At 68.3% G+C, this 24,023-nt stretch carries 20 protein-coding genes and 1 pseudogene; 15 read left to right on the top strand and 6 right to left on the bottom strand.

All coding sequences use genetic code 11. The annotated features are described in order from the left end of the window. The first annotated feature begins 5 nt into the window (after nucleotides 1-5). The 6 genes from cysT to NL1_RS20380 all read left to right on the top strand — a co-directional run bounded on the left by cysT (nucleotide 6) and on the right by NL1_RS20380 (nucleotide 6,149). On the top strand, nucleotides 6-806 hold the full coding sequence (gene cysT / locus NL1_RS20405) for a sulfate ABC transporter permease subunit CysT (protein WP_067841692.1): 801 nt from the start codon (nucleotides 6-8) through the stop codon (nucleotides 804-806). Then, nucleotides 803-1,609, top strand: coding sequence for a sulfate ABC transporter permease subunit CysW (gene cysW, locus NL1_RS20400; RefSeq protein ID WP_067841665.1), 807 nt, complete (start codon nucleotides 803-805; stop codon nucleotides 1,607-1,609). The genes cysT and cysW overlap by 4 nt, the downstream gene beginning before the upstream one ends. Next, nucleotides 1,606-2,601, top strand: a complete 996-nt coding sequence (locus tag NL1_RS20395) for a sulfate/molybdate ABC transporter ATP-binding protein (protein ID WP_067841664.1) — start codon at nucleotides 1,606-1,608, stop codon at nucleotides 2,599-2,601. Before cysW ends, NL1_RS20395 begins: the two co-directional genes overlap by 4 nt. 583 nt (nucleotides 2,602-3,184) lie before the next feature. Further along, nucleotides 3,185-3,394 carry a hypothetical protein gene (locus tag NL1_RS20390; protein ID WP_156094962.1) on the top strand — a complete coding sequence of 70 codons (210 nt, stop codon included), beginning with the start codon at nucleotides 3,185-3,187 and terminating at the stop codon, nucleotides 3,392-3,394. Between the two features lie 126 nt (nucleotides 3,395-3,520). Continuing rightward, on the top strand, nucleotides 3,521-4,546 hold the full coding sequence (locus tag NL1_RS20385; RefSeq protein ID WP_084510792.1) for an AurF N-oxygenase family protein: 1,026 nt from the start codon (nucleotides 3,521-3,523) through the stop codon (nucleotides 4,544-4,546). 13 nt (nucleotides 4,547-4,559) lie between these two features. Then, on the top strand, nucleotides 4,560-6,149 hold the full coding sequence (locus NL1_RS20380; protein ID WP_067841658.1) for an FAD-dependent oxidoreductase: 1,590 nt from the start codon (nucleotides 4,560-4,562) through the stop codon (nucleotides 6,147-6,149). Nucleotides 6,150-6,266: 117 nt separating this feature from the next. On the opposite strand, the gene NL1_RS20375 is transcribed toward NL1_RS20380, so the two are convergent. Beyond that, entirely contained in the window at nucleotides 6,267-7,028 is a 762-nt protein-coding gene (locus tag NL1_RS20375; protein WP_067841657.1) for an SDR family NAD(P)-dependent oxidoreductase, read from the bottom strand. A 546-nt stretch (nucleotides 7,029-7,574) separates the two neighbouring features. On the opposite strand from NL1_RS20375, the gene NL1_RS20370 reads away from it, so the two are divergent. Continuing rightward, nucleotides 7,575-9,902, top strand: coding sequence for an Hsp70 family protein (locus NL1_RS20370; protein WP_162272754.1), 2,328 nt, complete (start codon nucleotides 7,575-7,577; stop codon nucleotides 9,900-9,902). 40 nt (nucleotides 9,903-9,942) lie between these two features. Next, nucleotides 9,943-10,743: an HAD hydrolase family protein gene (locus NL1_RS20365; protein WP_067841690.1), complete on the top strand. Its 801-nt coding sequence runs from the start codon at nucleotides 9,943-9,945 to the stop codon at nucleotides 10,741-10,743. A 1-nt stretch (nucleotide 10,744) separates the two neighbouring features. Here the strand turns inward: NL1_RS20365 and NL1_RS20360 are convergent, their stop codons facing one another. Continuing rightward, nucleotides 10,745-11,158 (bottom strand): VOC family protein, encoded by a 414-nt coding sequence (locus NL1_RS20360; protein WP_067841653.1) that lies wholly within the window; start codon nucleotides 11,156-11,158, stop codon nucleotides 10,745-10,747. Between the two features lie 95 nt (nucleotides 11,159-11,253). Between NL1_RS20360 and NL1_RS20355 the strand changes: the two genes are divergently transcribed. From NL1_RS20355 to NL1_RS37745, 3 genes are all read left to right on the top strand, one after another. Then, nucleotides 11,254-12,201 (top strand): helix-turn-helix transcriptional regulator, encoded by a 948-nt coding sequence (locus NL1_RS20355; protein WP_067841650.1) that lies wholly within the window; start codon nucleotides 11,254-11,256, stop codon nucleotides 12,199-12,201. A 258-nt stretch (nucleotides 12,202-12,459) separates the two neighbouring features. Continuing rightward, nucleotides 12,460-13,185, top strand: a complete 726-nt coding sequence (locus NL1_RS20350; RefSeq protein ID WP_067841649.1) for an MspA family porin — start codon at nucleotides 12,460-12,462, stop codon at nucleotides 13,183-13,185. A 142-nt stretch (nucleotides 13,186-13,327) separates the two neighbouring features. After that, complete coding sequence (locus NL1_RS37745; RefSeq protein ID WP_156094960.1) at nucleotides 13,328-13,759, top strand: hypothetical protein; 432 nt, start codon at nucleotides 13,328-13,330, stop codon at nucleotides 13,757-13,759. Nucleotides 13,760-13,845: 86 nt separating this feature from the next. On the opposite strand, the gene NL1_RS20340 is transcribed toward NL1_RS37745, so the two are convergent. Then, entirely contained in the window at nucleotides 13,846-14,538 is a 693-nt protein-coding gene (locus NL1_RS20340) for an SGNH/GDSL hydrolase family protein (protein WP_067841647.1), read from the bottom strand. Between the two features lie 8 nt (nucleotides 14,539-14,546). Next, a complete protein-coding gene (locus tag NL1_RS20335) occupies nucleotides 14,547-15,965 on the bottom strand; it encodes an MFS transporter (protein ID WP_067841645.1) in 1,419 nt (472 codons plus the stop codon). A 103-nt stretch (nucleotides 15,966-16,068) separates the two neighbouring features. On the opposite strand from NL1_RS20335, the gene NL1_RS20330 reads away from it, so the two are divergent. From NL1_RS20330 to NL1_RS20320, 4 genes and pseudogenes are all read left to right on the top strand, one after another. Next, nucleotides 16,069-16,668 carry a TetR/AcrR family transcriptional regulator gene (locus NL1_RS20330; RefSeq protein WP_067841644.1) on the top strand — a complete coding sequence of 200 codons (600 nt, stop codon included), beginning with the start codon at nucleotides 16,069-16,071 and terminating at the stop codon, nucleotides 16,666-16,668. A 126-nt stretch (nucleotides 16,669-16,794) separates the two neighbouring features. Beyond that, a pseudogene (locus NL1_RS40265) lies at nucleotides 16,795-17,295 on the top strand (hypothetical protein); the annotation flags it as partial. A 114-nt stretch (nucleotides 17,296-17,409) separates the two neighbouring features. Continuing rightward, entirely contained in the window at nucleotides 17,410-21,324 is a 3,915-nt protein-coding gene (locus NL1_RS20325; RefSeq protein WP_245673419.1) for a DUF5663 domain-containing protein, read from the top strand. Between the two features lie 2 nt (nucleotides 21,325-21,326). Further along, nucleotides 21,327-21,890, top strand: a complete 564-nt coding sequence (locus NL1_RS20320; protein ID WP_067841642.1) for a hypothetical protein — start codon at nucleotides 21,327-21,329, stop codon at nucleotides 21,888-21,890. A 16-nt stretch (nucleotides 21,891-21,906) separates the two neighbouring features. Here NL1_RS20320 and NL1_RS20315 read toward each other — a convergent pair whose 3' ends face one another. Together NL1_RS20315 and NL1_RS20310 are read right to left on the bottom strand one after the other, a co-directional pair. Next, complete coding sequence (locus NL1_RS20315) at nucleotides 21,907-22,725, bottom strand: sirohydrochlorin chelatase (protein WP_084510789.1); 819 nt, start codon at nucleotides 22,723-22,725, stop codon at nucleotides 21,907-21,909. A 1-nt stretch (nucleotide 22,726) separates the two neighbouring features. Further along, on the bottom strand, nucleotides 22,727-24,022 hold the full coding sequence (locus NL1_RS20310; protein ID WP_067841639.1) for a sulfate adenylyltransferase subunit 1: 1,296 nt from the start codon (nucleotides 24,020-24,022) through the stop codon (nucleotides 22,727-22,729). Nucleotide 24,023: the final 1 nt, after the last annotated feature.

The following is a 24,023-nucleotide window of genomic DNA, read 5'->3' as shown; positions in this document are numbered from 1 at the left end:
CGTGGCTGCGGGTGAGCGGCTCGGTCGGCCCGCTCGGCATCGCGACCACGGTGCTGTGGCTCAGCATCATCGTGCTGCTGCCGCTGGCCGCGCTGACCGTGACCTCCTTCGAAGAGGGGTGGTCCGGCTTCTGGGAGGCGATCACCGCGCCCGCCGCGCTCGACTCGCTGCGCATCACGGTCTTCGTGTCGGTGATCGTCGCGCTGATCAACGTGGTGATGGGCACCCTCATCGCCTGGGTGCTGGTGCGCGACGACTTCCCCGGCAAGGGGATCGTCAACGCGCTGATCGACCTGCCGTTCGCGCTACCCACCATCGTCGCCAGCATCGTGCTGTTGTCGCTGTACGGCCCGCAGAGCCCGATCGATATCCACCTGAACGCGACCCAGCCCGGCCTGGTGGTGGCGCTGGCGTTCGTCACGCTGCCGTTCGTGGTGCGCTCGGTGCAGCCGGTGCTCATGGAGGCCGACCGCGAGGTCGAGCAGGCCGCGCTCTCGCTGGGCGCCGACAACTGGACCACCTTCCGCCGGATCGTGCTGCCGACGCTCGCGCCCGCGATCATCAGTGGCGGCGGCCTGGCCTTCGCCCGCGCCATCGGCGAATACGGCTCGGTGGTGCTGATCGGCGGCGCCATCCCGCGCAAGACCGAGATGGCCTCGCAATACATCCAGAAGCAGATCGAGATCGACCGGCCGGTGAACGCCGCGGCCGTGTCGGTGGCGCTGCTGGCGATCTCGTTCGTGACGTTGCTCGTGCTGCGTCTGCTCGCGGACCGCAGCGCGCGTAAGGAGCAGGCGACCCGATGAAACCGTCCGCCCTGACCCGCATTTCGCTGCGGACGGTGGCGCTGGGCTACCTGTTCGTCCTGCTGCTGCTTCCGCTGATCATCATTCTGTGGCGCACCTTCGAGAACGGCATCGGCGCGTTCATCGAGTCGATCACCACGCCCGCGGCCATCTCGGCCTTCCAGCTGTCGCTGCTCATCGTGGTGATCGTGGTGCCGGTGAACGTGGTCTTCGGTGTGGTCACCGCCATCGCGCTGGTGCGCGGCCGCTTCCCCGGTCGCAATCTGGTGCAGGGCATCGTCGACCTGCCGTTCGCGGTCTCGCCGGTGGTCGTCGGTGTCGCGCTGATCCTGTTCTGGGGCGCGGGCGGCTGGCTCGGCGGTCTGGAGGACACGGGCCTGAAGGTGATCTTCAACCTGCCCGGCATGGTGATCGCCACCATCTTCGTGACGCTGCCGTTCGTGGTGCGCGAGGTGGAGCCGGTGCTGCACGAGATCGGCGACGACCAGGAGCAGGCCGCGGCCACCCTCGGCGCGTCGCGCTGGCAGACGTTCTGGCGGATCACCCTGCCCGCGATCCGCTGGGGCCTGACCTACGGCGTGGTGCTCACCGTCGCGCGTGCGCTCGGCGAGTTCGGCGCGGTGATCATGGTGTCCTCCGCGCTGCCCGGCCAGTCGCTCACGCTGACGCTGCTGGTGCACGGCCGCTACATCAACGACCACAACAGCTACGGCGCCTACTGTGCCGCGACGCTGCTGATGGGCATGGCCCTCGTCGTTCTTCTGCTCATGACCCTCCTCGAACGCAAGCGGGGCGCCAAATGATTACCGTGACCAACGCACGAAAGAACTACGGCACCTTCGCCGCGCTCGACGATGTCACCATCGATATCCCGTCCGGCGAGCTGACCGCGCTGCTCGGTCCGTCCGGTTCCGGCAAGTCGACGCTGCTGCGCTCCATCGCCGGACTGGAGTCGCTGGACTCCGGCATCGTCACCATCGCGGGCAACGACGTGACCAATGTGCCGCCGCAGAGGCGCGACATCGGCTTCGTCTTCCAGCACTACGCCGCGTTCAAGCACATGACCGTGCGCGACAACGTGGCCTTCGGCCTGAAGATCCGCAAGCGCCCCAAGGCCGAGATCGCGAAGCGGGTCGACGAGCTGCTCGGCATCGTCGGGCTGGACGGCTTCCAGCACCGTTACCCGGCGCAGCTGTCCGGCGGTCAGCGCCAGCGCATGGCGCTGGCCCGTGCGCTCGCAGTGGACCCGCAGGTGCTGCTGCTCGACGAGCCGTTCGGTGCGCTGGACGCCAAGGTCCGCGCCGATCTGCGCACCTGGCTGCGCCGCCTGCACGAGGAGGTCCACGTGACCACCGTGCTGGTGACCCACGACCAGGAGGAGGCGCTCGACGTCGCCGACCGCATCGCGGTGATGAACAAGGGGCGGATCGAGCAGATCGGCACCCCCGAGGACGTCTACGACCGGCCGTCCAACGAGTTCGTCATGTCCTTCCTCGGCGATGTCGCGCGGTTGAACGGGCATCTGGTGCGCCCGCACGACATTCGCGTCGGCCGCGACCCGAGCATGGCGCAGGCCGCCGACGAGGGCACCGCGGAATCGGCGGGCGTCACCCGCGCAACGGTGGAACGTGTCGTGCACCTCGGCTTCGAAGTGCGCGTGGAGCTGCGCAACGCGGCCACCGGCGACCACTTCGCCGCCCAGGTCACCCGCGGTGACGCCGAGGCGCTGCGGCTCTCCGACGGCGAGACCGTGTACGCCCGCGCCACCCGGATTCCGGAGCTGCCCGCCAGCTGAGCACTCGGTCGGTACATCAGCGCGCCCTGTGCGCACCGCGATGCGGTCCGCCCGCTGAGTGCTCAGTCGGTGCACGCGCTCGCCAGGCACGGGCACATGTCGTTGTGGTGCTGCCTGCGGGCTGAGTTCTCAGTCGGTACACGCGCTCGCGAAGCGGTGCGCCATGGTGCGGGCCCGCCGGTCGGTGACGCGGAACGCACTGTCCCGGAACGGTTCCGGGGCCGTGCGGGCGAATCCCGATGGGCTGCTGGAACATTGCTGACACGTCAGGCCGCTGTCGCTTCTTCGCCGAACCGCCTTCTCACCGGCAAATCCGGACCGGCGATCGGTGGGCCGTGACGCGCCGTGCGGCGTCGCAAACTACCCGCGTGTATCAGGGGTAATCGGGCAGGTCGGACGCTGTGCCGGTGGCCGGTCCGGTTCGCGCGCGGACACCGGCGGGCTGCGGACAACCGGCTGTCCGGTGGTTGGCACGGCGGTCGCGGAGTGGTTGCGTGAGCGGTGTTCGAAGCACATCGGCTCGTCGATCGGGTGAAACGCGATGGCAGTTGGTCTTGGCTCGAGCATCGGTACGGTCAACTCGGTGACCGCGCTGGCGGACACGGCATCGGCCAAAGCGTCACCGGGCTGGCTCGCTCACCGGCGGCACGCGAGACTCGCACCATCCGTCACCCGGCGCAAGCTGACCAGGGCTGCGTCGGCCGCAGCACTGTCCGCCTGCGGTGTCGTCCTCGCTTTCGCGCTGCCCGCAGACGGTGCGGTCGCGGCGTTGGCACCCTTCGGACTGCGCTAGTCCTGGTCACAACGGCGGCGGCCGGGGGAACAGCCCGGTCGCCGCCGTTTCGTGTGCGCGTGCTCGGGATGTGAGTTGACGTCACTCGTCGTAGGTGTAACTATGGGGTACAGGTAAACCGGTCCCATGAGGAAGGCAGTGACGACGATGTCGACAGCCGAGAAGCACGCTATCGATCCCGATCTCGAGCAGGCGCAGAAATACGCCGCGAAGCTGCTGCTGCTGTCCGAGGGCTCGGTGAACAAGCACTTCGATCCGTTCGAGGACATCGACTGGGACAACCCGGACTACGCCGCCGACGCGGGCGAGGAGCGCTGGATCCTGCCGCAGTCGGCCGACCCGCTGGGCCGTCACCCCTGGTACCTGGCCCTGCCGAAGAACAAGCAGATCGAGCTCGGCAAGTACCGCCAGGCCAACGTGGCCAAGGTCGGTCTGCAGTTCGAGTCGATCCTGATCAGCGGCATGGTCATCCATAACTTCGGCCTGCCCAACGGCTCGCCCGAGTTCCGCTACTGCTCCCACGAGATGATCGAGGAGCACAACCACACCCTGATGTTCCAGGAGATGGTGAATCGGATCGGCATCGATGTGCCGGGCATGGGCCCGCTGGTGAGCAAGTTCAAGTACCTCGCCGCGCCGGTCGCCGCCAAGTTCCCGAACCTCTTCTTCATGGCCGTGCTCGCAGGCGAGGAGCCGATCGACCACATCCAGAAGGAGATCCTGCGCTCCGGCGACGAGGTCCACCCGATCATGCTCGGCGTGATGGCCATCCACGTCGCCGAGGAGGCCCGCCACATCTCCTTCGCGCACGAGTTCCTGAAGAACCACGTGCCCGAGCAGGGCGCATTCAACAGGTTCGTGCTGTCGATCGCGATGCCGATCGTCATGTGGATCCTCGGCCGTTCCATCGCGACCCCGCCGAAGACGTTCTTCCAGGAGTTCGACATCCCGGCGAAGGTCCGCAGGGAGCTGTTCTACGGTTCCAAGGAGGCCAAGCAGGTCTTCGCCGACTACTTCGTGGACGTGCGTGCCCTGGCCAAGGAGCTCGGCCTGATCAACCCGATCTCCAAGCGGGTGTGGAAGCTGCTCGGCATCGACGGCCCGATGAGCCGCTACCGCTCGGAGCCGCTGCGCGTCGTGCACGCAGGCTGAGCGGCGGTCCGATATGCCCTACGTCGTCACCCAATCCTGTTGCAGCGACGCGTCTTGCGTGTACGCCTGCCCGGTCAACTGCATCCATCCCACGCCCGACGAGCCCGACTTCCTGACGGCGGAGATGCTGTACGTCGACCCGAAGGCCTGCGTGGACTGCGGCGCGTGCGCCACGGCCTGCCCGGTCGACGCCATCACCTCGTCGAAGCGGCTGACCGAGGAGCAGAAGCCTTTCATCGAGATCAACGCCGACTTCTACCGGCAGTCCCGGCCGCGCCCGCTGCTGGCCCGGCCGGTGCCCGCCGCGGAGATCCGCGCGGAGCGCGCTCCGCTGCGGGTGGCGATCGTGGGCTCGGGTCCGTCGGCGATGTACGCCGCGGACGAACTGCTGACCCAGCCGAACGTCGCGGTCACCGTGTTCGACCGGCTGCCGGTGCCCTACGGCCTCGCCCGGCACGGCGTCGCGCCGGATCATGCCAAGACTCGGCAGGTCAGCGAGCTGTTCGATGTGATCTCGGCGCAGCCAGGCTTCGGTTCGTACCTGAACGTCGAGGTCGGCGCGCACGTGTCGCACGAGGAACTGCTCGGCCACTTCCACGCGGTGATCTACGCCGTCGGCGCGTCCTCGGACCGCAAGCTCGGCATCCCCGGTGAGGGGCTGCCCGGCAATGTCTCGGCCACCGACTTTGTCGCCTGGTACAACGGCCACCCCGACCACGCGGACGCGCAGTTCGATCTGTCGCAGCCGCGCGCGGTGATCGTCGGCAACGGCAACGTCGCGCTGGACGTGGCGCGCATCCTCGCCAGTGATCCGGCCACGCTCGCAGGCACCGATATCGCGCCGTACGCGCTGCGGGCGCTGCGCGAGAGCAAGATCGAAGAGGTGGTCGTGCTCGGCCGCCGCGGTCCGGCCGAATCCGCCTTCACCGTGCCCGAATTCGTGGGTCTGCTCGGCTCCGACGTGGACATCGCGGTCGAGGGCGAGCTGCCGGAGAGCACCGGCGACCTGCCGTACAAGGTCGAGCAGAAGCTGCGCCTGCTGCGCGGCGTCGCCGGCCGTCCGTCCGGTGAGCGCAAGCGGATCGTCTTCCGCTACCTGGCCACGCCTGCCGCGGTGCTCGGCGAGGACCACGTGACCGGTCTGGAGATCGGCCGCAACGAGCTCGTCACCGAAGCCGACGGACGCACCAAGGCCGTCGCCACCGGCGAGACCGAGCGGATCGAGGCCGGGCTGGTGCTCACCTCGGTCGGTTACCGCGGTGTGCCGCTGCACGGACTGCCCTTCGATGAGCAGGCCGGCGTGATCCCGAACGCGGACGGCCGGATGCTCGGCGAAGCAGGCGGTGCGGTGCTGCCCGGCGCCTACGTCACCGGCTGGATCAAGCGCGGTCCCACCGGCTTCATCGGCACCAACAAGTCCTGCGCCCAGCAGACCGTGCGGCAGCTGGCCGACGACTACAACGCCGGTCGCCTGCACGAACCCGCGTGCGGCGCAGCCGATTTCGATCGGCTGGTGCGCAGCCGCAGGCCCGAGGTCGTCGCGGGCGGCGCCGTGGTAGCGCCGTTGACGAAGCCGCTGCGCAGACTGCTCGCCCGGGTCTGAAGGCGGGGAGTACCCGCGGCCTCGGTCGCGCGATGAGGTCGGCCGAGCCGATAGTCCGTCGAACGCCACGACGATGCCCGTCACATCGCCGTGGTGTTCGGCGTTGCGCGTTCGGCCTCAGCGCGCGGTGAATCCGCCGTCGATCGCGAGGGCCGCGCCGGTGACGAAGCTCGCCTCGCGGCTGAGCAGGTAGGCGCAGAACGAGGCGATCTCGTCCGGCGCGGCGATCCGGCCGAGCGGGTGCAGCGCCGCGATGGCCGCCGCGCCCTCGGGCGTCGCGCCCATCGAGTCACGGAACGCGGGAGTGTCCACCGCACCCGAAACCAGCGCATTGACACGGACACCCCGCTCGGCGGACTCCAGCGCGACGGCCTTGGTCAGTCCGACGACGCCGTGCTTGGCGGCCACATACGGCGCCACCGAGCCCATGCCGACCACGCCCAGGTTCGACGCGTTGTTCAGGATCGCGCCGCCGCCCGACGCGATGAGCGCCGGAACCTGGTGGCGCAGACCGTAGAACACCGCCGTCAGGTTGAGTTCCAGGTCGGCGCGCCAGCCCGCCGCATCGATCTCGGCCACCGGTCCGAACGACCGCACGGCGCCCGCGTTGTTGAACGCCGCGTCCAGACGGCCGTATTCGCTGACCGCGGCCTCGGTCAGCCTGGCGACGTCGGCCTCCACCGTCACGTCCGTCGGGACGAACAGCGCCCGGCCGCCCGCCGCGCGAATCTGCTCGGCGATCCGATCACCGGCCTCCTTGCCGCGCGCGCCGAGGACCACCGCCGCGCCCTCCGCCGCCAGCCGTAGCGCGACCGCCTTGCCGATGCCCGAGGTGGCGCCGGTGACGACCGCGACCTGCTCCGCGAACCGTGTCGACATTCGTGTCCACTTTCCTTCCCGTTCTTGCTCTTTCGCTTCGGCGGACGGTGCCGCCCCACATCCAGTCAACCGAGCGGCGGCCGACACCGCTGGCGGCAATCGGACGTGGCATTTGATGTGTCATATATCAGTACGACACGCCCGAGTACTCGAATTAATTGATTCTGGCTAAATGTCGGTTACCGACCAGTCGGTGTGTGCTGCCCGATTTGGCTGCGAGCCCCCAATGGTCCGGTTTCGGCTACCGCCGGTCGCGACATGCGGTCGCTGAGCGGTAGCTAAATCGGGTAGGCCGCAGGCCTTTTGCGGTGTGTCGAGGGGACTGGATCGTTTCCTGCGGTGGGAAATACCTGGGCATTCGACCCAGTGTTGCCGGAAGCCAAACGTTTCATATCAATTCGGCATCCGAAGCTTCGGCGAACAGCTAACCTGTGGGGGCTGTTTGGAAGACGACCGCGGCCACATGGCTCGCTGTGTGCTGGACGTGGTCACGGTGCGTTGACGGGATAGCGAATGACTACATGTCTGGGTTTCAGCATCGGTTCAGTGAACTCCATTGCGGCTTCGGTGACCGATGGTCTGACTCGACCCACGGTGCGCACCAAGCGCACGGCACTCACCTTCGATGACGGGGGCGGCCCCCGCATCGGCGGCATACCCCAATTCAGTTCGGCCATCACCGATTTCGCGGACCTCACCCGCGACCCGGAATCGCTGGTCGTCGGTGGGCGGCTCTACTCCCCGGCCAACCTCGTCGCCGCGGTGGTGAACGGCCTGCTGGAAGCGGCCGAGCCGAGCGCGGGCGCGGTGGTGACCTACCCGGCGGTCTACACCGACAAACAGCTCGCCCTACTACGTCAGGCGCTCGACCTGAACGGCGCGCGGCACGTCATGCTGGTGCCCGAGCCGGTGGCCGCCGCCGAATGGCTGGAGTACGAGCACGGTCCGCTGGAGACCGGCTTCGTCCTCGTCTACGACCTCGGTGGCACCAGCCTCGACGTGTCCGTCGTGCGCGTCGGGCCGGACTGGGAAGACCACCCGATCGTCGGAAGTCCAAGGCGCTCCTACGATTTCGGCGGTCGCCCGCTCGGCGGCATGATCGCGCGATATTCCCGCACCGGCGTGCCCACCGCCACCGTGTCGATGACCTCCATCGTCGACGTCGACGGCCTGCGCGCCGAGCACATCAGGGACTCCTTCGACGTGGTGCGCGCCTGCGTGCGCTCCACCGGGCGCAGCCTCTCCGACATCGGTCGCGTCCTGCTCGTCGGCGGCGCGTCCCGGCCCGCCGAGGTGGCGGGCGCCCTTGCCGAACTCGGCCGCCCGGTAGTGGTGTCGGCCGATCCCGGCCACATCGTGGCCGTCGGCGCCGCGCGGTTCGCGGCCAGGACCTTCGCGCCCGCGACCACCGGGGAACGGCCAGCTCCTCGCGTAGCCGTATTCTCCAGCGCCGCAGTGGCCTCGGCGCTGGCCATGTCGGCGGCCACCGTCTTCGGCGGCTCCGGCGGCTCCGGTCCGCTCCCGGTGCTGGATCGAATCCCGGCCGCCGGGCCGGTCCCGGCCGACACCCTGCTCTACGAACCCAACGGCGACACCGTCCTCGATCAGGCCGTCCGGCAGGGTGTCCCGGCGACCCTGGCGCAATACGCCCCCAACGCCCCCTACGCCTTCTCCGCGGGAGGCGGCTACGACCGGTTCGTGTCGTCCGTCCTGCACAGTACGACGTTCGGGCCCTCGATCGGCGAGTCCCGCCCCGGGACGCACAACGATTCTCGAACCTGCTGCGGCAATGGCCGATACGTGGGAGCGCAGTACGCCAACCCGGCCCAGTTCATCAATCCGATGCCCTTCACCCAGCGGACGCCGCGGGTGAGCACGCCAGGGTGGGCGCGTCCGAACCCGGCCGGTCCGCGCATCAGCCTGCCCTCCTGGCCCAGCAATCCGGCCCCGAATCCTTCGGCTCCCGGCAGCACTCAGCCAGATCCGGGCACTCCCGGGTCGCCGGCTTCCGGCGGGTCGAACACCGGGGGAGCTACCTCGCCGGGGGGAACGCCTACCGGCGGCGGCACGACTCCGGATGGTCCGACCGGGGATCCGGTGGCGGGCGGAAGTACCTCGGGCGGCACCGGCGGGACATCCTCGGGGGGAACGACTTCCGGTGATACGGGCACGTCCGGGGACGGGTCCGGTACCGCGTCCGGGCCGGGTACGGAGGGTGGTTCGTCGGACGGCGGTGCGTCATCAGGTGGAGCGTCCTCCGGCGGAAGTGCTTCGTCCGGTGGTGACGCTTCGGGCGGCGGTGCATCGTCCGGTGGTGGTACGTCCTCTGGCGGGGGTGCTTCCTCCGGCGGTGAATCCTCAGGCGGGGGAGCGTCTTCCGGTGGTGATTCCTCGGGTGGCGGTGCGTCGTCTGGTGGTGGCGCGTCCTCTGGTGGTGGTGCCTCGTCCGGTGGTGAATCTTCGGGTGGAGGTACGTCGTCGGGTGGTGGTGCTTCGTCTGGTGCGGGTGCTTCCTCCGGTGGTGGATCTTCAGGTGGTGGAGCGTCTTCCGGTGGTGGCGCGTCGTCGAGTGGGGGTGCTTCCTCTGGTGGTGCGTCGTCGGGTGGTGGCGCATCTTCCCGTGGTGGCACGCCCTCCGGTGGTGGCGCATCCTCGGGCGGCGGAACGTCGATAGGCGGTGGGGGAGCGTCTTCGTCCGGCGGTGCATCCTCGTCGGGCCGATCGTCCTCCGGCGGTTCGACTTCCGGCGGCGCGTCCTCCGGCGGCGGCTCGAAGGTCGGCGGCTCCGGGGGTGCGGGCGGTTCCAAATTCGGCGGCGGCTCGGCCGGTGGCGTTGGAGGTGGCGGCGGCGCAGGCGGTGGCGCCCGGCGCTGAATCGAAGACGAGTCATCCCACCTCGGGGCACAATGTTTTGATGAAAGCGCTTGGGGGAGGGCCGCGGCTGATCGCTTTGGATGTGGACGGCACGCTGCTCGAGACGGGATCCCCGGTCAGTGCGCGAGTGGCCGCCGCGGTGGCGGCGGCCGTCGCTGCCGGGGCGCACGTGGTGGTGACGACCGGGCGCACGCTGCTGACGACCCGTCCGGTGCTCGCCGAACTCGGGCTGGTCGAAGGGCATGCGCTCTGCTCCAACGGCGCGGTGCACATCGATGTGGCCAAGGGTGTGCCCGTGGCGGTGCAGGCTTTCGACCCGGCGCCCGCGGTCACCGCGCTGCGCGCACTGTTCCCGGAGATGATCTTCGCCGTGGAGAAGGTCGGCATCGGCACCTGGGCGACGGGTGACAGTCCGGGCGAATTCTCCATCGGCGAATACCTTCTCGTCGATCACGGCGCGCTGAGCAGCGAGCCGACGCCGCGCCTCAACGGCTATTGGCCGGACGGGTCGCTGGACGAGATGCTCACGCTGTTGCAGACCTTCGTCGTGCCCGACGCCAGCTGGGTGCACGGGGAATTCGGCCCGTGGCTGACGGTGTCGCGCCGCGGGGTGTCCAAGGGCTGGGCGCTGGAGCGCCTGCGTCTGACCCTCGGCATTCCCCGCGCCGCGACCCTGGCCATCGGCGACGGCTACAACGATCGCGAAATGCTGCGCTGGGCCGGATATTCCGTGGCCATGGCGAACGCGCCCCACGATGTCCGCGCACTGGCGGACGAGGTGACCGGTGACGTCGACGACGATGGCGTCGCCACCGTGCTGGAGCGCTGGTTCGGCCGCTGACCTACACGCCGCCGGTCTTGCCGAGGACCTCCAAGTAGTGCGGGTTGGACATGATCCCGAGGATATTGCCGAACGGGTCCACCACCGCGGCGGTGACGAAACCTCCGTCGTTACCGCGCGGGGTGATCGGTTCGTATTCGGTGGCGCCGAGGTCGAGCAGCCGCTGGAAGGTGGCGGGCAGGTCGTCGACGTGCCACAGCAGGACGCCGCCTCCGCCCGGCGCGTTGCGCGCGCCCTGCGGCGCGTAGGCGCGGTTGATGATGCCCAGCTCGTGCTGGTAGTCGCCGATGCGGAACTCGTAGTACCCGTTCGGCACGTGATAGTAGGGCGCGACGCCGAGGAACTCGGCGTACCAGTCCTTGGCGGCTTCGAGATCGTCGGCGTAGTAGGTGACGGTGGCCATTCCACGCAGCATGTCGGTGCTCCTTCGATGTTCGGTTCTTGTTGTTGACACCATCCTCGCGCATAAAGTGCTCACCAATTGAGCACTTTGTGCGGCAGAATTTTCTTATGCGAGCGGATCGTCTGGTGGCCACCTTGTTGCTGATGCAGTCCCGCGGCCGGGTGACCGCCGCCGAGGTCGCCGCGGAACTGGAAGTCTCCGTGGCGACGGCCCGGCGCGACCTGGAGGCGCTCTCGGCCGCGGGCATTCCGGTGTATCCGCAGCAGGGCCGCGGCGGCGGCTGGTCGCTGGTGGGCGGGGCGCGCACGGATCTCAGCGGCTTGTCCGAACCCGAGGCCAGGGCGCTTTTCCTGCTGGCGGGCGCGTCCGCGAGCGCGAATCCCGAGGTGAAATCGGCGCTGCGCAAGCTCGTTCGAGCCCTGCCGCAGACCTTCCGCGCGGATGCCGAGGCGGCGGCCGACGCGGTGATCATCGATCCGGCGCGCTGGGGCCAGCGCGACCGGAACCGGCCCGGCGTGGTGGATCTGTTGCAGCGCGCGGTTGTTCAGCGGCGACGGGTGCGGCTGGAATACGAGCGGGCGGGCGCCCGCACGGCCCGGATGGTCGACCCGTGGGGGCTGGTCGACAAGGACGCCATCTGGTATCTGATCGCGGGCACCGAGCGGGGGAGCAGGACCTTCCGGGTGGACCGGGTGGCCGACGCGCAACTCACCGACGAAACCTTCCGACGCCCGGATGATTTCGAGTTGACGGCGGCCTGGGACGAAGTGGTCGGCGCGATGGAGCAGCGCCGCGCGGCCACCTCGGCCACCGCCCTGATCGCCCCCGCACTGCTTCCGGTGCTGCGCAATCAGCAGGGCAGGCACTGCGAGGTGGACGGCCCGGTCGCCGACGGCCGGGTCCAGGTCCGCGTCACCGCGCCGACGCCGCGGATGATCGCCCAGCAGCTGGCGGGGTGGGGTGCGGAGATCGAAGTGCTCGGTCCGCCGGAGGTGTGCGCGGAACTCGCGCGGCTGGGCGCGGAACTGGTGCGACGGTACGGGACCGCTGAATGACCGAAAACGATCCTGCGACCACGGTTCTCCGGTTTGTCCGAGTTCGCTGGGCCCGTGCGCTCGATGCCCATTCCATTTCCCCGCCACGACCGCGCGCCGGTTTCGTCGGCGACTCGCCATTGCTGTACGGTTACCAGCGCTGAGCCGCACCGGCAGATAGCGTGCCCCTCGGCACATGCCGAACAAGATCCGCGACGGCAGTCGGTGCGCGAGTTCGTTTGTGAAAGTTCCGTTTCGATGATGTTCGACTGGAGCGTAATGAACCGCAAGCATTCCCATGTCCTGGCCTGGATCACCGCCGTGATGATGGCCGCCGCCGGTGCGTTCGCCTTCGACGGCGCGGCCCGCGCCGAGCCGGGAGAGGTCGACTCCGGCGGGATGCACCTGGTCGCGTCGGTGGATGCCAACTTTGTCAAGTCCACCGGCGATCTCGCATTGGGGATCCCGTTCTCGCACTCGGCCAAGGTGTCCGGGAACTTCACGACCTCCCTCGATGGAGCCTCGACGCTGCGAGGGGGGCAGCTCATCGCCGGATATCTGATCGGCTGCGCGGTGGACATCTCCGAGGGCATCGACATCAGTATCGCGGCCGCCGCGGGCGGCAATGTCGATATCACGACCGGACTTCTCGGGCTGAGTCTGGCTGTTCCGTTCGGTGTCACTGTCGACGATCAGGTCGCCGTCGATTTCGGTGGAGAGCTCGCTCTCGATCTCGGCGGGGATGTCACCTTCGGTGTCTTCAGCGAAATCGGTGGTGAGATCACCGTGTCCATCAACCCGGGCAGCGTGACAGCGGCGGTGATCGCCGAGGCGGAGCTGGACGAGGATTCGTCGTTCCCCTTTACCTTCGCGCACTCCAACACCGCGCTGAACATCAACGGATGCCTCACCCCGGCATCGGCCATGCCGTTCATCACCGTCCGCGCCGACGCCTCCAACGGCATCGTGCAAACGACGGGCTATGGGCAGCAATTCACGTTCTGATTCCCGATTCCCGACTCCCGATCGCGAATCGAGGCGAAGCCGGTGAGGGGTCGATCGTCCGGCCCGGGCATCCGGGAGGGGAGCGGCGATGTACTGCAAGAACATTCCACGGACAACGGGTCGATGAGAGGCGGGAAGCATCATGGTCCGTAGGACCTTCGAGAGCGCGGGTCGCACGCTGATCGCGGGTGCGCTGCCGGTGGCAGCCGCTATCGCGTTCGCAGGGGCCGCCGCCCCGGCGCAGGCGGCTCCGGTGCAGGTGTCTGCGCCGATCGTGCAGCAGGTCGCCGAGCCGGTGCAGGTCGCGGCCGACTCGGGCCTTCCGCTCGAGCGGATCGCGACGGATCCGGCGGCGACGAACTCCGATCCGGTGGTCAACGGCGCGGCCGCGGGCGCGGTCGTCGGCGCGACGGGGTCGGGTGTCGTGAGCGCGGTGTCGTGCCTGGCCGGCTTCATCGTCATGGCGGTGCCGTGCGCCATCGTGGGAGCGATCAACGGCGCGGTAGTCGGTGCGCTCGTCGGCATGCTCGTCGGCGTTGTCATGCCGGAGCTGGTGCCGCAGACGCTCCCCTGATCGAGGGCCGATCGCGAACTGCGTGAACCACCGGGCCGTGCCCCGGGGCGAAAAGCCCTGGGGCACGGCCCGGCTCGTGGCCGACTTCAGTTCGCCGCGGTGTCGGCCAGGACGCGTGCGCTCAGCGCCCGCACCATTTCCGTGGCCACCACCGCGTGGCCGCTCGTCGTGAAGTGGATCAGGTCCGCACTCATGAGCTGCGGCCGCAGCCGGAGCGGGTGCTCCCAGAAATCGACGAGCACCGCGTCGTAGCGCGCGGCCAGTTCGTGGACGATGTCGTTGAGCGCGGCCATGGGTTCGCGCATCGGACGCATCGACGCCATCCGCTCGACCTCCCAGACATCGGCCACCGTGAACGTCATGACCTGAGCGCCGCCACGGCTGACCGCGGCGAACAGTCCGTCGAGGTTCGCGCGCACCCGGTCGATGTCGCCGCCCGGCAGGAACAGATCGTTGCCGCCGCAACTCACGTGGACCAGGTCGGGTTCGAAATCCAGGACCCGCTGGAGTTGTTCGTCGCGCACCTGCGCGGTGGTGGCCCCGACGCGCCCGGTGTTGAGGTAGGCGAGGCCGGGCTGCACCGAGGTCAACAGGGCGGCAAGACGATCGGACCACCCGGCCGCCTCGTATCCGGGGCTCGGGTCGCCGACACCCCTGGCGATGGAATCGCCGAGGACGGCGAAGCGCCGCCACGGCGCGCCCGCAAGCAGTGCACGCGCCGCGTCGGGCGCCAGCAGCATCGGGTCGTCGGCTTCGGTGTGAATGTCGTTGTGTGTCATGGGAACTCCTAGTGGGGAACAGCTGTCGCGGCTGGCTCGAGCTGGCGCGCCGGTACGGCGCACAGCAGGGTCGCCACCACGGCGATGCCCGCGCAGACCGCGAAGAGGGTGTGGAAGCCGGCGAGCGCGTCGCCGGGATGGGCGGCGAACACCGCGGCAAGCACGGCGACGCCCAGCGCGCCGCCGACCTGCCGCGCCGTGAGGTTCATGCCGATACCTGCCGCGAACTGTTGCGGTGGAAGGGAACTCGCGGCCGCCGTGCCGAGCACCGTCACCACGATGCCGACCCCGCCGCCGCCGAGCAGCCCCGCGGGAATCCATGCCGACCACAGCGCGGGCGTCGGCCCGAACGCGTCGGTGCTCATCCAGACGAGAGTTCCGGTGAACATCAGCGCGCCGAGCACCCCGGCCCAGCGGCGCGCGGCGGGCGTGGCGGCCCGCCCCGCCAGGGTGGCGCTCACCATCGAGGCCACCGCGCCGACGGTGAGCGCGGCGGCCGAGCCGAGCACCGAATAGCCCCAGATCGCGTCCAGGAACAGCGGTCCGGACAGCAACCAGGCGAACATCGCCGCACCGAAGACGAACGACGCGGCATTGGCCAGCGCGTACGGCCTGCTCTGCCACAGCTCCACCGCGATGGCCGGATTGTGGTGGCGCGCCGAACGCACCAGCGCCGTGACCAGCAGCGCGCCGCCGCCGCCGAGGGCGGCCAGGGTGCCCCACGCTGTCCAGCCCCATCGCTGCCCCTCGGTGACCCCGGCGACCAGTCCGCCGAACCCGAGCGCGACGGCCACCGTGCCGACCGGATCCGGCAGCGCGCTGCCGACAGGCCGCGGGTCGGACACCGGAATCCGCAAGCCGGGAAGGATGAGTGCGAGCGCGACAGGCACGTTGATCACGAAGACCGACCGCCAGCCGAACGCCTCCACCAGGCCGCCGCCGATCGCCGGGCCGACGACCGCGGCGAATCCGCCTGCGGCCGACCAGGCGCCGATGGCCGCGCCGATCCGTTCCCGCGGGGTCACGCTGAGAACCAGGCCCAGCGCCGCGGGCACCATGAGCGCGGCGGTCGCGCCTTGCAGCACTCGCCCGGCGATCAGCCACGCCGCGCTCGGCGCGAAACCGCACAGCAGCGACGTCAGCGCGAAACCGGCCAGCGCGACGAGGAACAGCCTGCGCCGCCCGAGCGCGTCGGCGAACCGGCCGCCGGGCGTGAGCAGGGCGGCGAATGCGACGGCGTAGCCGCTGACCACCCAGGTCAGCGTGGTCGCCGCGGTGCCGGAGTAGTCGCGGGCGATGGCGGGGAAGGCGATGTTGACCACGGAGAGGTCGAGGAAGGCGATGAACGCCGCGCCGCACGCGATCAACAGCGTGGCGGTGGCGCTCGTAGCGGGGGGACTGGTGGTCCGTGCGGACACCTCGGTCATGAGAGATCCCTTCGGGAATCGAGAACAAAACGTACGACCGTTCGTGCAATTAACGTACGACCGACCGTTCGTATTTGCAAGCGCCCGGTGGAAGAATGGGGGCATGGCCGAGTCGACTACCGATCAGCGCCTGGTCAAGGGCGCTCGCTCCCGGGCTTCCATCGCCAGGCATGCCGCCGATGTCGCATCGGTCGAAGGGCTCACCGGCGTGACCATCGGACGCCTGGCTGCCGATCTCGGGATCAGCAAGAGCGGGATCGCCACCCTCTTCGGGTCGAAGGAATCCCTCCAGCTCGCGGCGACGCAGGCGGCCAGGGAGGTGTTCGTTGCTCAGGTGATCGAGCCCGCCCTCGGTGTGCCGCAGGGTGTGCCGCGGCTGCGCGCGCTGGTCGATCACTGGTTCGCCCACGTGACCGAACCGGTCTTTCCCGGAGGCTGCTTCCGCACCGCCACCCTGGTCGAATTCGACAGCAGGCCGGGGCCGGTGCACGACGCGGTCGCCGCCGACCACGAGGACTGGCTCGCCTTCTTGGCCAAGGAGATTCGCAAAGCCCAGGCTCAGGGGGAGCTGGTCGATCGGGACGCGGACGCGCTCGCCTTCGAATTGAACGCGCTCGTCAGCGCGGTCAGCACGGCGCGGCAGCTCGGTGACGAGACCAGGGTGCACACGGCACGGCGGATCGTCGACCGGCTGCTGTCGTGAAACTGCTGCCGGAAATTGTGAGCGGGCGAAGGTTGCCGAAATAGAACCGACCAGTGCCCACTTTTCGAAATTTTCCCAGCCACGCAAAAATGCTCGAGTTGTGCTGGCCGACTGTATCGTTCAGCTATGCGTAGGGGTGTCGGCGATGGTAGCGACTCGTTCGTCTTCGTTCAGCGCCGATGGATCGACACGGCCATCCGAGCCTGGCTGACTTCCTCGGAAGTTAATCGTGTGCTTTTCGTATCGGGACCTACGGGGACCGGCAAGAGCAGATTGCTGCACCAGTGGGAGCGAACGCTGGAATCGCCGGGCTTGCCGCCCGTGACGGTGGCGGCCGCGATCGTGCGAGACCCGCACGCCAGTCGCGTCGATCTGCATTCATGGCTGTCCATCCGGAATGCGCTGTTATCGCTGGTGCCGAAAGAACAGGCCGCGGCGCTGGCCAGGGATCGGGTCAATATCTCGGTTTCCCAGATCATCGAATCGGTGGCCGGTCAGAACAGTGTCGTGGGATTCGGTGCCAATGCTCTGAATATCAATCTCAACGATGATTACGTCAAAGACTTCAGCGACGTCGTCTCGCCGCTGGCGGACTTCATTCCAGCCGGCGATCCGATCGTGATATTGGTGGACGGTATCGACGAAGCGACGCACGATCATGCCGATGCGTTCGTCGCGGCCCTCGCGGTCCTCGGTGGCGCGATACGACATGCTCCCTTTCGTGACAGAGGACTGGGCCGATTGCGGCTGATTCTGGCGGGCCAACCCGAGATGCCGCCGGCCATTCGCGCGCTGAATCCCGAAATGCTGGACCTGAGAAATCCGCCCAAAGGCGACGAGGAAGATCTCCGTCGCTATGCCGATCTTTTGCTCGAGGAATTGGACGAGCCCGACCGGGAACGGCTGGCACCGCAAGTCGCCCGCCGTGCGGCGGGGATCTGGGTATGGGCCTACTCGGTGGCGACGGCGATCGTGGAGGACGTTCGCTCGGGTGGCGCAGCGCCCGCCGAGGTGACGATCGCGCCCGGACTGGAGAATGTCTATGCCGATGCCTTGATCCGCGTGCAGCGCCGCGCGGCCGCGAAAACCTTTCCGTGGCAACGTGTTCTCGAACTGATCGGCGCGATCGCGGCAGCCCAGGACATCGGCGCCGCGCTGCCGCGGGAGATCGCCGCGATGGCGGTCGACGTCTCGCGCTCGGAACTGGCCGTCATGATGTCCGAAATGAAGTCCATCGTCACGGTGGACGGCAGGGACCAGCTGCGTTTCTTTCACGGCGATTTCGGACGCTGGGTGATCGCCGATCGGGTCGAAGGAATAGATGTCGGAGAAAGCCACGATCTGCTGGCGGGTCTGCTGGCCGATCTGGGGAAAGCGGGCTGGTCACATGCGGGGATCTATGTAGCCGAGTGGGTGCTCCCGTATGCGATAGCTGCCGCGGAACGCGGTGTGGGCGGAGTTTCCTACGGACGACGCGTACAGCGTTGTATCGGGCTGCTGGCCGATGTCGGGCGCCTCGCCGTCGATCCGTTGCCGTGGATCGTACGCTTGCGAAATGTTGCGGAAATCTGTGGATCGAATGCCGTGCTGCCCGGCACGACGGTCAGGATCAGCGGTCTGTACCGAAGAATCTATTTGCTGCTCGAGTTCGATGTCGGGACGGCGATCGCGCGTCCACTGACCACCGCGCAGATCGAAGAATTCGAGCACATTCACAAGACCCAAGGTAATTCCGCGGCCAGTTTGTGGATGGAGGTGAACACTCCGTCGTATCGGCAAGTTGTGCTCGAGACCTCGCGGAACCAGGCAATCAAGTTGCTGTCCGGGTGGGAGCCGACCGGATGGGAACCGGAATCCAGGCAAATGCTGTCCGAGGAGCTGATCGCCGATTCCTACGCGATCACCGACCCGCGGTTGCTCGAATCCGCAGTGCGGTCGGCAGAGCAGGCGGTCGAATCCACGCCCGTCGAGGACGAGCGGTACTCCAGCCGATTGCGGAGTCTGACGACCAGTCTGTGGTTTCGCATCGGCACTGCCGGTGAGCAGCCGGGGGATCTGGATCGGTTGATCGAACTGCAACAGCGGCTCGTGGCACGCCCCGATCTGGACCCGGCCGGGGTGGCGGCGGCGAGCAAAGTGCTTGCCGACGCATCGCTCGATCGAGCTCATCGTGGGGGCGAAGGCGCGGAAGCCGACATCGAGCGCGCGCTGGCGGCGGCTCGGCACTGCGTGGAGCTGACGTCGAGTGACGACGAGCGATACACAGGTCGCCTGATGAGTCTGGCGAACGCCCTGATGTTGCGCTTGCGGGGTGCCGAAGAAGAGCAGCCGGACGAGCTGGATCGGCTGATCGAGGTTCAGCAGCAGATCGTGGACCGGCACGATCTGTCTCCGGCATCGTCGGCGGCGGCCAACGAGTTGCTCGCGGATTGTTTGATCGCGCGGGCCCGACATACGGAAGAGACAACCGATGATCCGGATCGGGCGTTGTCGGCGGCGCAACTGGCGGTAGATCTGACGGACTCCGACGACGCGCGATACACCGGGCGCTTGATGAGCGTCGCCGACAGTCTGGCGGCGCGGGTAGGCGGTGCCGGTGAGCAGCCAGGCGATTTGGATCGATTGATCGAAGCCCAGCAGCAGGTCGTGGACCGGCACGATCTGGACGCCGCAGGCCTGGCGTCCGCGAAGCGGCTTCTCGCCGACTGCGTGGACGAGCGGGCTCGTCGCGGCGGTGACACCGTGCTTGCCGACCGTGCGCGTGCGGTGTCGTTGACTCCGATCGATGATGAGCGCTACCTGGACAGGCTGCGAGGTTGGGCGAACAGCCTGTGGTTGCAGGTGCAGGGTGACGATGAGCAGCCGGGAGATCTGGATCGATTGGTCGAAGTCCAGCAGCAGATCGTGGACCACCCGGATCTGGACCCGGCTGGCGCGTCGTCTGCGAATCGCTTGCTCGCCGATTCTCTGAACGAGCGCGTAGTTCGTGGTGGTGCGGGTGAGGGTGCGGAGGCGGATCTGGAGCGGGCCCTGGCGGCGGTGCAGTGGTCGATCGAGCTGACTTCCGTCGATGACGAGGAGCATCCGGATCGGTTGATGACGTTGGCGAACTGCTTGTGGTTGCGGGTGCGCGTCGGTGAGCAGCCTGGAGACTTGGATCGATCGATCGAGGTGCAGCAGCAGGTCGTGGATTCACCGCACTTGGATCCGGCGGTGCGAGCGAACGCCTGCAAGGTGCTTGCCGACTGGTTGATGGATCGGGCTCGTCGCGGTAGCGAGGGTGCGGAGGCGGATCTGGAGCGAGCCTTGGCGGCGGTGCAGTGGTCGATCGAGCTGACTTCCGTCGATGACGAGGAGCATCCGGATCGGTTGATGACGTTGGCGAACTGCTTGTGGTTGCGGGTGCGCGTCGGTGAGCAGCCTGGAGACTTGGATCGATCGATCGAGGTGCAGCAGCAGGTCGTGGATTCACCGCACTTGGATCCGGCGGTGCGAGCGAACGCCTGCAAGGTGCTCGCTGAATGGTTGATGGATCGGGCTCGTCGCGGTGGTGAGGGTGCGGAGGCGGATCTGGAGCGGGCGTTGGCCGCGGCGCAGCAGTCGGTCGAGCTCACCTCGGCGGACAACGAGCGCTATACAGCACGGCTGATGACCCTGGCGAACTGCCTGGCACTGCGCATGCGTGGCGAGGACGAGGTGCCCGAGGAGCTGGATCGGTTCATCGAGATTCAGCAGCAGGTCGTCGACCGGCCCGATCTGACTCAGGCGTCGTCTGCGGCGGCCAACGAAATGCTCGCCGATTGGCTGGTCGAGCGGGCTCGACGGACGGAAGAGGTCACCGACGATCTGGATCGTGCCTTGGCGGCGGCACGACTGTCGGTGCAGCTGACTGCCTCCGATGACGAGCGATACGCCGGGCGCTTGATGAGCGTCGCCGACAGCCTGTGGTGGCGGGTGCGGCGGACGGAGGACCCGGCGGAGCTGGACCAACTGATCGACGTACAGCAGCAGATCGCGGACCGGCCCGATCTGAGCCCGGCGAGAGCGGCGTCCGCGAACGAGTCGCTTGCGGACTGTCTGTTCGATCGAGTCCCTCGGCACGCCGGTTATGGCGCTTTGGTCGATCTGGAGCGTGCGTTGCTCGCGGCCGAACGATGCGTAGCGCTGGCTCCGGTCGACGACGAGCGCTACACGGGCGGTCTGACGAGCATGGCCAACATCTTGTCGTTGCGGCTGCGGCGCGGTGAACAGCCGGGTGATCTGGAACGGTTGATCGAGGTTCACCAGCAGATCGCCGATCGGCCCGACCTGGATCCGGCTCGGCTGGCCGCCGCCCACGCATTGCTCGCGGAATCGCTGACCCAGCGTGCCCTCCGCGGCGGTGACGGCGTGCGGGCCGACCTGGAGCGAGCTGTGTCGCTGGCGGAAAAGGCGCTCGAGATGACACCCGTCGACGATGGTGACCACGTGGACAGGCTCGTCGTGCTGGCGAACACGTTGTGGCGCGGCTACGTGGAAGGAATTGCGGGCTGTGACCCAGAGCGAATGCAGGACGTCGTCACGAAAATAGGGACTTCTCCGAAGAATGGTCGATCGAAACTGGCGGACCCGCTGACAAAACTTGTGCGCGAATATCGAATAGAATGGGAGTCATAACGGTGGACCCGATTACCCTCGCCGCGCTCGGTGCGGTGGCTTTTTCCGAAACGGTCAAATTCCTTTACGGGCAGGCCTCGGAACTTCTGAAGGCGCGACGCGATCGCAAACAGGCAGCCGTCCAGGCCGATACCCCTATCGAACTGGCCGTTCCCGCTTCCGCACCGCTGGATGCCAGGCCCGCCACGCTGGTCGCCGACGCAAGTTCGCTGGATTCTCTGCATCCGCAATTGGCCGAGCTTGGCATGGAATTGGCGCCGTACGCCGTGGAGTCCGCGGAGATCGGATCGGATCCCAGTGACATCGAGCGCGCGGCGTCCGAGCTGCGGGCGCTGCTCGAGGAGATCTATGGCAGGCGGCTGACTTTCGCGGGCGAGGATCGTCCCCCGACGGGGACGCGTCTCGATATCCGGCAGGAATTCGAGTCGGTATCGGGCGTACTGCGGGGCGTGGACGCCGACGAAATCGGTCAGGGCGCCGAGGTGAATGTCGAACAGCGCGGCAAGGATCTGCACGGTGGCGGCACCGTGGAGGGGGTGCGAGCGAAGACCATCGGCGGCCGCTGAGCGTGGCGCGACGCCCTCAGGCACACAGCGGGAGGCTCGCGGCGCACGCGGCGTCGTAGCGATCCCAGACGATCTCGGTCATGGCTCGGTGCGCGCCGAGGACGCCGGCGTGCGCCAGGTCGGGGGCCGCGGCCGCCAGCCGGTCGGTGAGCAGGCCGGGGGCGAGGAACCACGGCGCGAGCAGGACGCGTTCGGCACCGCGGGCGCGCAGGCGGGAAACCGCCTCGTGGACAGTGGGTTCCGTGGTGGCGAAGCAGATCTCGGTGTGCCAGCCGGTCATCGCGGACAGGCGCCGGGCGACGTCCGCGCTGCGGATGTTGGCGGTAGCCGAAGAAGACCCGACAGCGGCCACCGCGACACCGAGCCGAGCGTCGGGTGCAGCCGGAGGGTTCGCAACATTCCCGAGAGCTTCCATCACACGGTCCCGCAGCGCGTCGACCAGGCGCGGATCGGGTCCCAGAACATCGGCCTGCGTGAGCCGCAACCGCGGATGCCTGGCGCGGCACGAGTCCAGCAGACCGGGCAGATCGACCCGCGCGTGAAAGGCGCTGCCCAGCAACAGCGGAGCCACGATCGCATGGGTATGCCCCTGTCCCACGACGGCGTCCACCACTTGCTCGACCGAAGGCGCGCTCAGATCGAGAAAGGCGAGGTGAACGTCGAGATCCGGTCGGGCGGCCGCGATCTCGGCGACCACCGCCGCCATGGTGGCGGCCGAGCGCGGATCGCGGCTGCCGTGCGCCACCGCGATCAGCGCTGGCGCGGTGGACCGACGGTCGCCGCGCGGCGGCACCGGCTGCGCGCCGATGTCGCGCGCGGCGAACACGTCGGTCATCTCAGGCTCCGGTGCCGACCTCGACCGCGGTCAGCACATCGCCGACCAGGCCCGCGCCGAGCGTGTTGCCGCCCGCGGGGTCGATCAGCAGGAAGCTGCCGGTGTGCCGGTTGGCCCGGTAGTCGTCGGCCGCGATCGGCTCGGCGACCCGCACCGAGATGCGACCGATGTCGTTGAGCTCCAGCGCTTCCGGATTCGGATCCGCGGCAAGCCGCTGCTCGTCGAAGCGCTCGATGAGCGCGCCGACGATGGCCTGGGTGGTCCGGGTGCCGTGCTTGAGCAGCAGCCGGGCGCCGGGGCGCAGCGGCTTGTCGCCCAGCCAGCAGACGGTCGCGTCGAAGCTGTCGATCGGTTCCGGCGCGTCGGACACCGCGGCGATGATGTCGCCGCGGGAGATGTCGACCTCGTCGGCCAGGATCAGCGTCACGCTGCGCCCGGCCTGCGCGACGGCGAGCTCACCGTCCGGGGTGTCGATGCGCTCCACGGTCGTGCGCACGCCGGAAGGCAGCACCACGATCTCGTCGCCTGGCGCCACCGAACCGGCCGCGATCTGGCCCGCGTAGCCGCGGTAGTCGGGGTATTCGGCGGTGCGCGGCCGAATCACGTACTGCACGGGGAAACGCAGACCCAGCGAGTGCGCGCCGGTGCTGTCGGCGTCGACCGGCACCGACTCCAGGTGCTCGATGAGCGACGGACCGTTGTAGTACGGCGTGTTCTCGGAGCGGCTGGCGATGTTGTCGCCGTGCAGCGCCGAGACGGGGATCTCCAGCACGTCCTCGGACGACCAGCCCAGTGTGCTGGTGAGCTTGTTGAATTCGGCGGAGATCTCGGCGAACACGGTGGCGGGGTCGTCCACCAGATCGATCTTGTTCACCGCGAGCACCAGCTTCGGCACGCCGAGCAGCGCGAGCACCGCGGCGTGCCTGCGGGTCTGCTCGATGACGCCCTTGCGCGCGTCGACGAGCAGGATCACCAGCTGCGCGGTGGACGCGCCGGAAACGGTGTTGCGGGTGTACTGCACGTGCCCGGGGGTGTCCGCGAGCACGAAAGACCGCTGGGGCGTGGCGAAGTAGCGGTAGGCGACATCGATGGTGATGCCCTGCTCCCGCTCCGCGCGCAGCCCGTCCACGAGCAGCGAGAGATCCGGGGTGGCCAGACCCTTGTCCACCGACGCGCGGGTGACGGCGTCGATCTGGTCGGCCAGAACGGATTTCGTGTCGTAGAGCAGCCGTCCGACCAAGGTGGACTTACCGTCGTCGACAGAACCGGCGGTGGCCAGCCTCAATAGGTCGGACATG

The sequence above is a fragment of the Nocardia lijiangensis NBRC 108240 genome, assembly GCF_001613045.1.
Lineage (GTDB): Bacteria > Actinomycetota > Actinomycetes > Mycobacteriales > Mycobacteriaceae > Nocardia > Nocardia lijiangensis.
This window is presented reverse-complemented; position numbering and strand designations above follow the sequence as displayed.

Excerpts from the sequence above, each read along its gene's own strand:
- cysW (WP_067841665.1), top strand. The coding sequence starts at position 803 with ATGAAACCGTCCGCCCTGACCCGCATTTCGCTGCGGACGGTGGCGCTG.
- NL1_RS20395 (WP_067841664.1), top strand. The coding sequence starts at position 1,606 with ATGATTACCGTGACCAACGCACGAAAGAACTACGGCACCTTCGCCGCG.
- NL1_RS20385 (WP_084510792.1), top strand. The coding sequence starts at position 3,521 with ATGAGGAAGGCAGTGACGACGATGTCGACAGCCGAGAAGCACGCTATC.
- NL1_RS20380 (WP_067841658.1), top strand. The coding sequence starts at position 4,560 with ATGCCCTACGTCGTCACCCAATCCTGTTGCAGCGACGCGTCTTGCGTG.
- NL1_RS20375 (WP_067841657.1), bottom strand. The coding sequence starts at position 7,028 with ATGTCGACACGGTTCGCGGAGCAGGTCGCGGTCGTCACCGGCGCCACC.
- NL1_RS20365 (WP_067841690.1), top strand. The coding sequence starts at position 9,943 with ATGAAAGCGCTTGGGGGAGGGCCGCGGCTGATCGCTTTGGATGTGGAC.
- NL1_RS20360 (WP_067841653.1), bottom strand. The coding sequence starts at position 11,158 with ATGCTGCGTGGAATGGCCACCGTCACCTACTACGCCGACGATCTCGAA.
- NL1_RS20355 (WP_067841650.1), top strand. The coding sequence starts at position 11,254 with ATGCGAGCGGATCGTCTGGTGGCCACCTTGTTGCTGATGCAGTCCCGC.
- NL1_RS20350 (WP_067841649.1), top strand. The coding sequence starts at position 12,460 with ATGAACCGCAAGCATTCCCATGTCCTGGCCTGGATCACCGCCGTGATG.
- NL1_RS37745 (WP_156094960.1), top strand. The coding sequence starts at position 13,328 with ATGGTCCGTAGGACCTTCGAGAGCGCGGGTCGCACGCTGATCGCGGGT.
- NL1_RS20340 (WP_067841647.1), bottom strand. The coding sequence starts at position 14,538 with ATGACACACAACGACATTCACACCGAAGCCGACGACCCGATGCTGCTG.
- NL1_RS20335 (WP_067841645.1), bottom strand. The coding sequence starts at position 15,965 with ATGACCGAGGTGTCCGCACGGACCACCAGTCCCCCCGCTACGAGCGCC.
- NL1_RS20330 (WP_067841644.1), top strand. The coding sequence starts at position 16,069 with ATGGCCGAGTCGACTACCGATCAGCGCCTGGTCAAGGGCGCTCGCTCC.
- NL1_RS20315 (WP_084510789.1), bottom strand. The coding sequence starts at position 22,725 with ATGACCGACGTGTTCGCCGCGCGCGACATCGGCGCGCAGCCGGTGCCG.
- NL1_RS20310 (WP_067841639.1), bottom strand. The coding sequence starts at position 24,022 with ATGTCCGACCTATTGAGGCTGGCCACCGCCGGTTCTGTCGACGACGGT.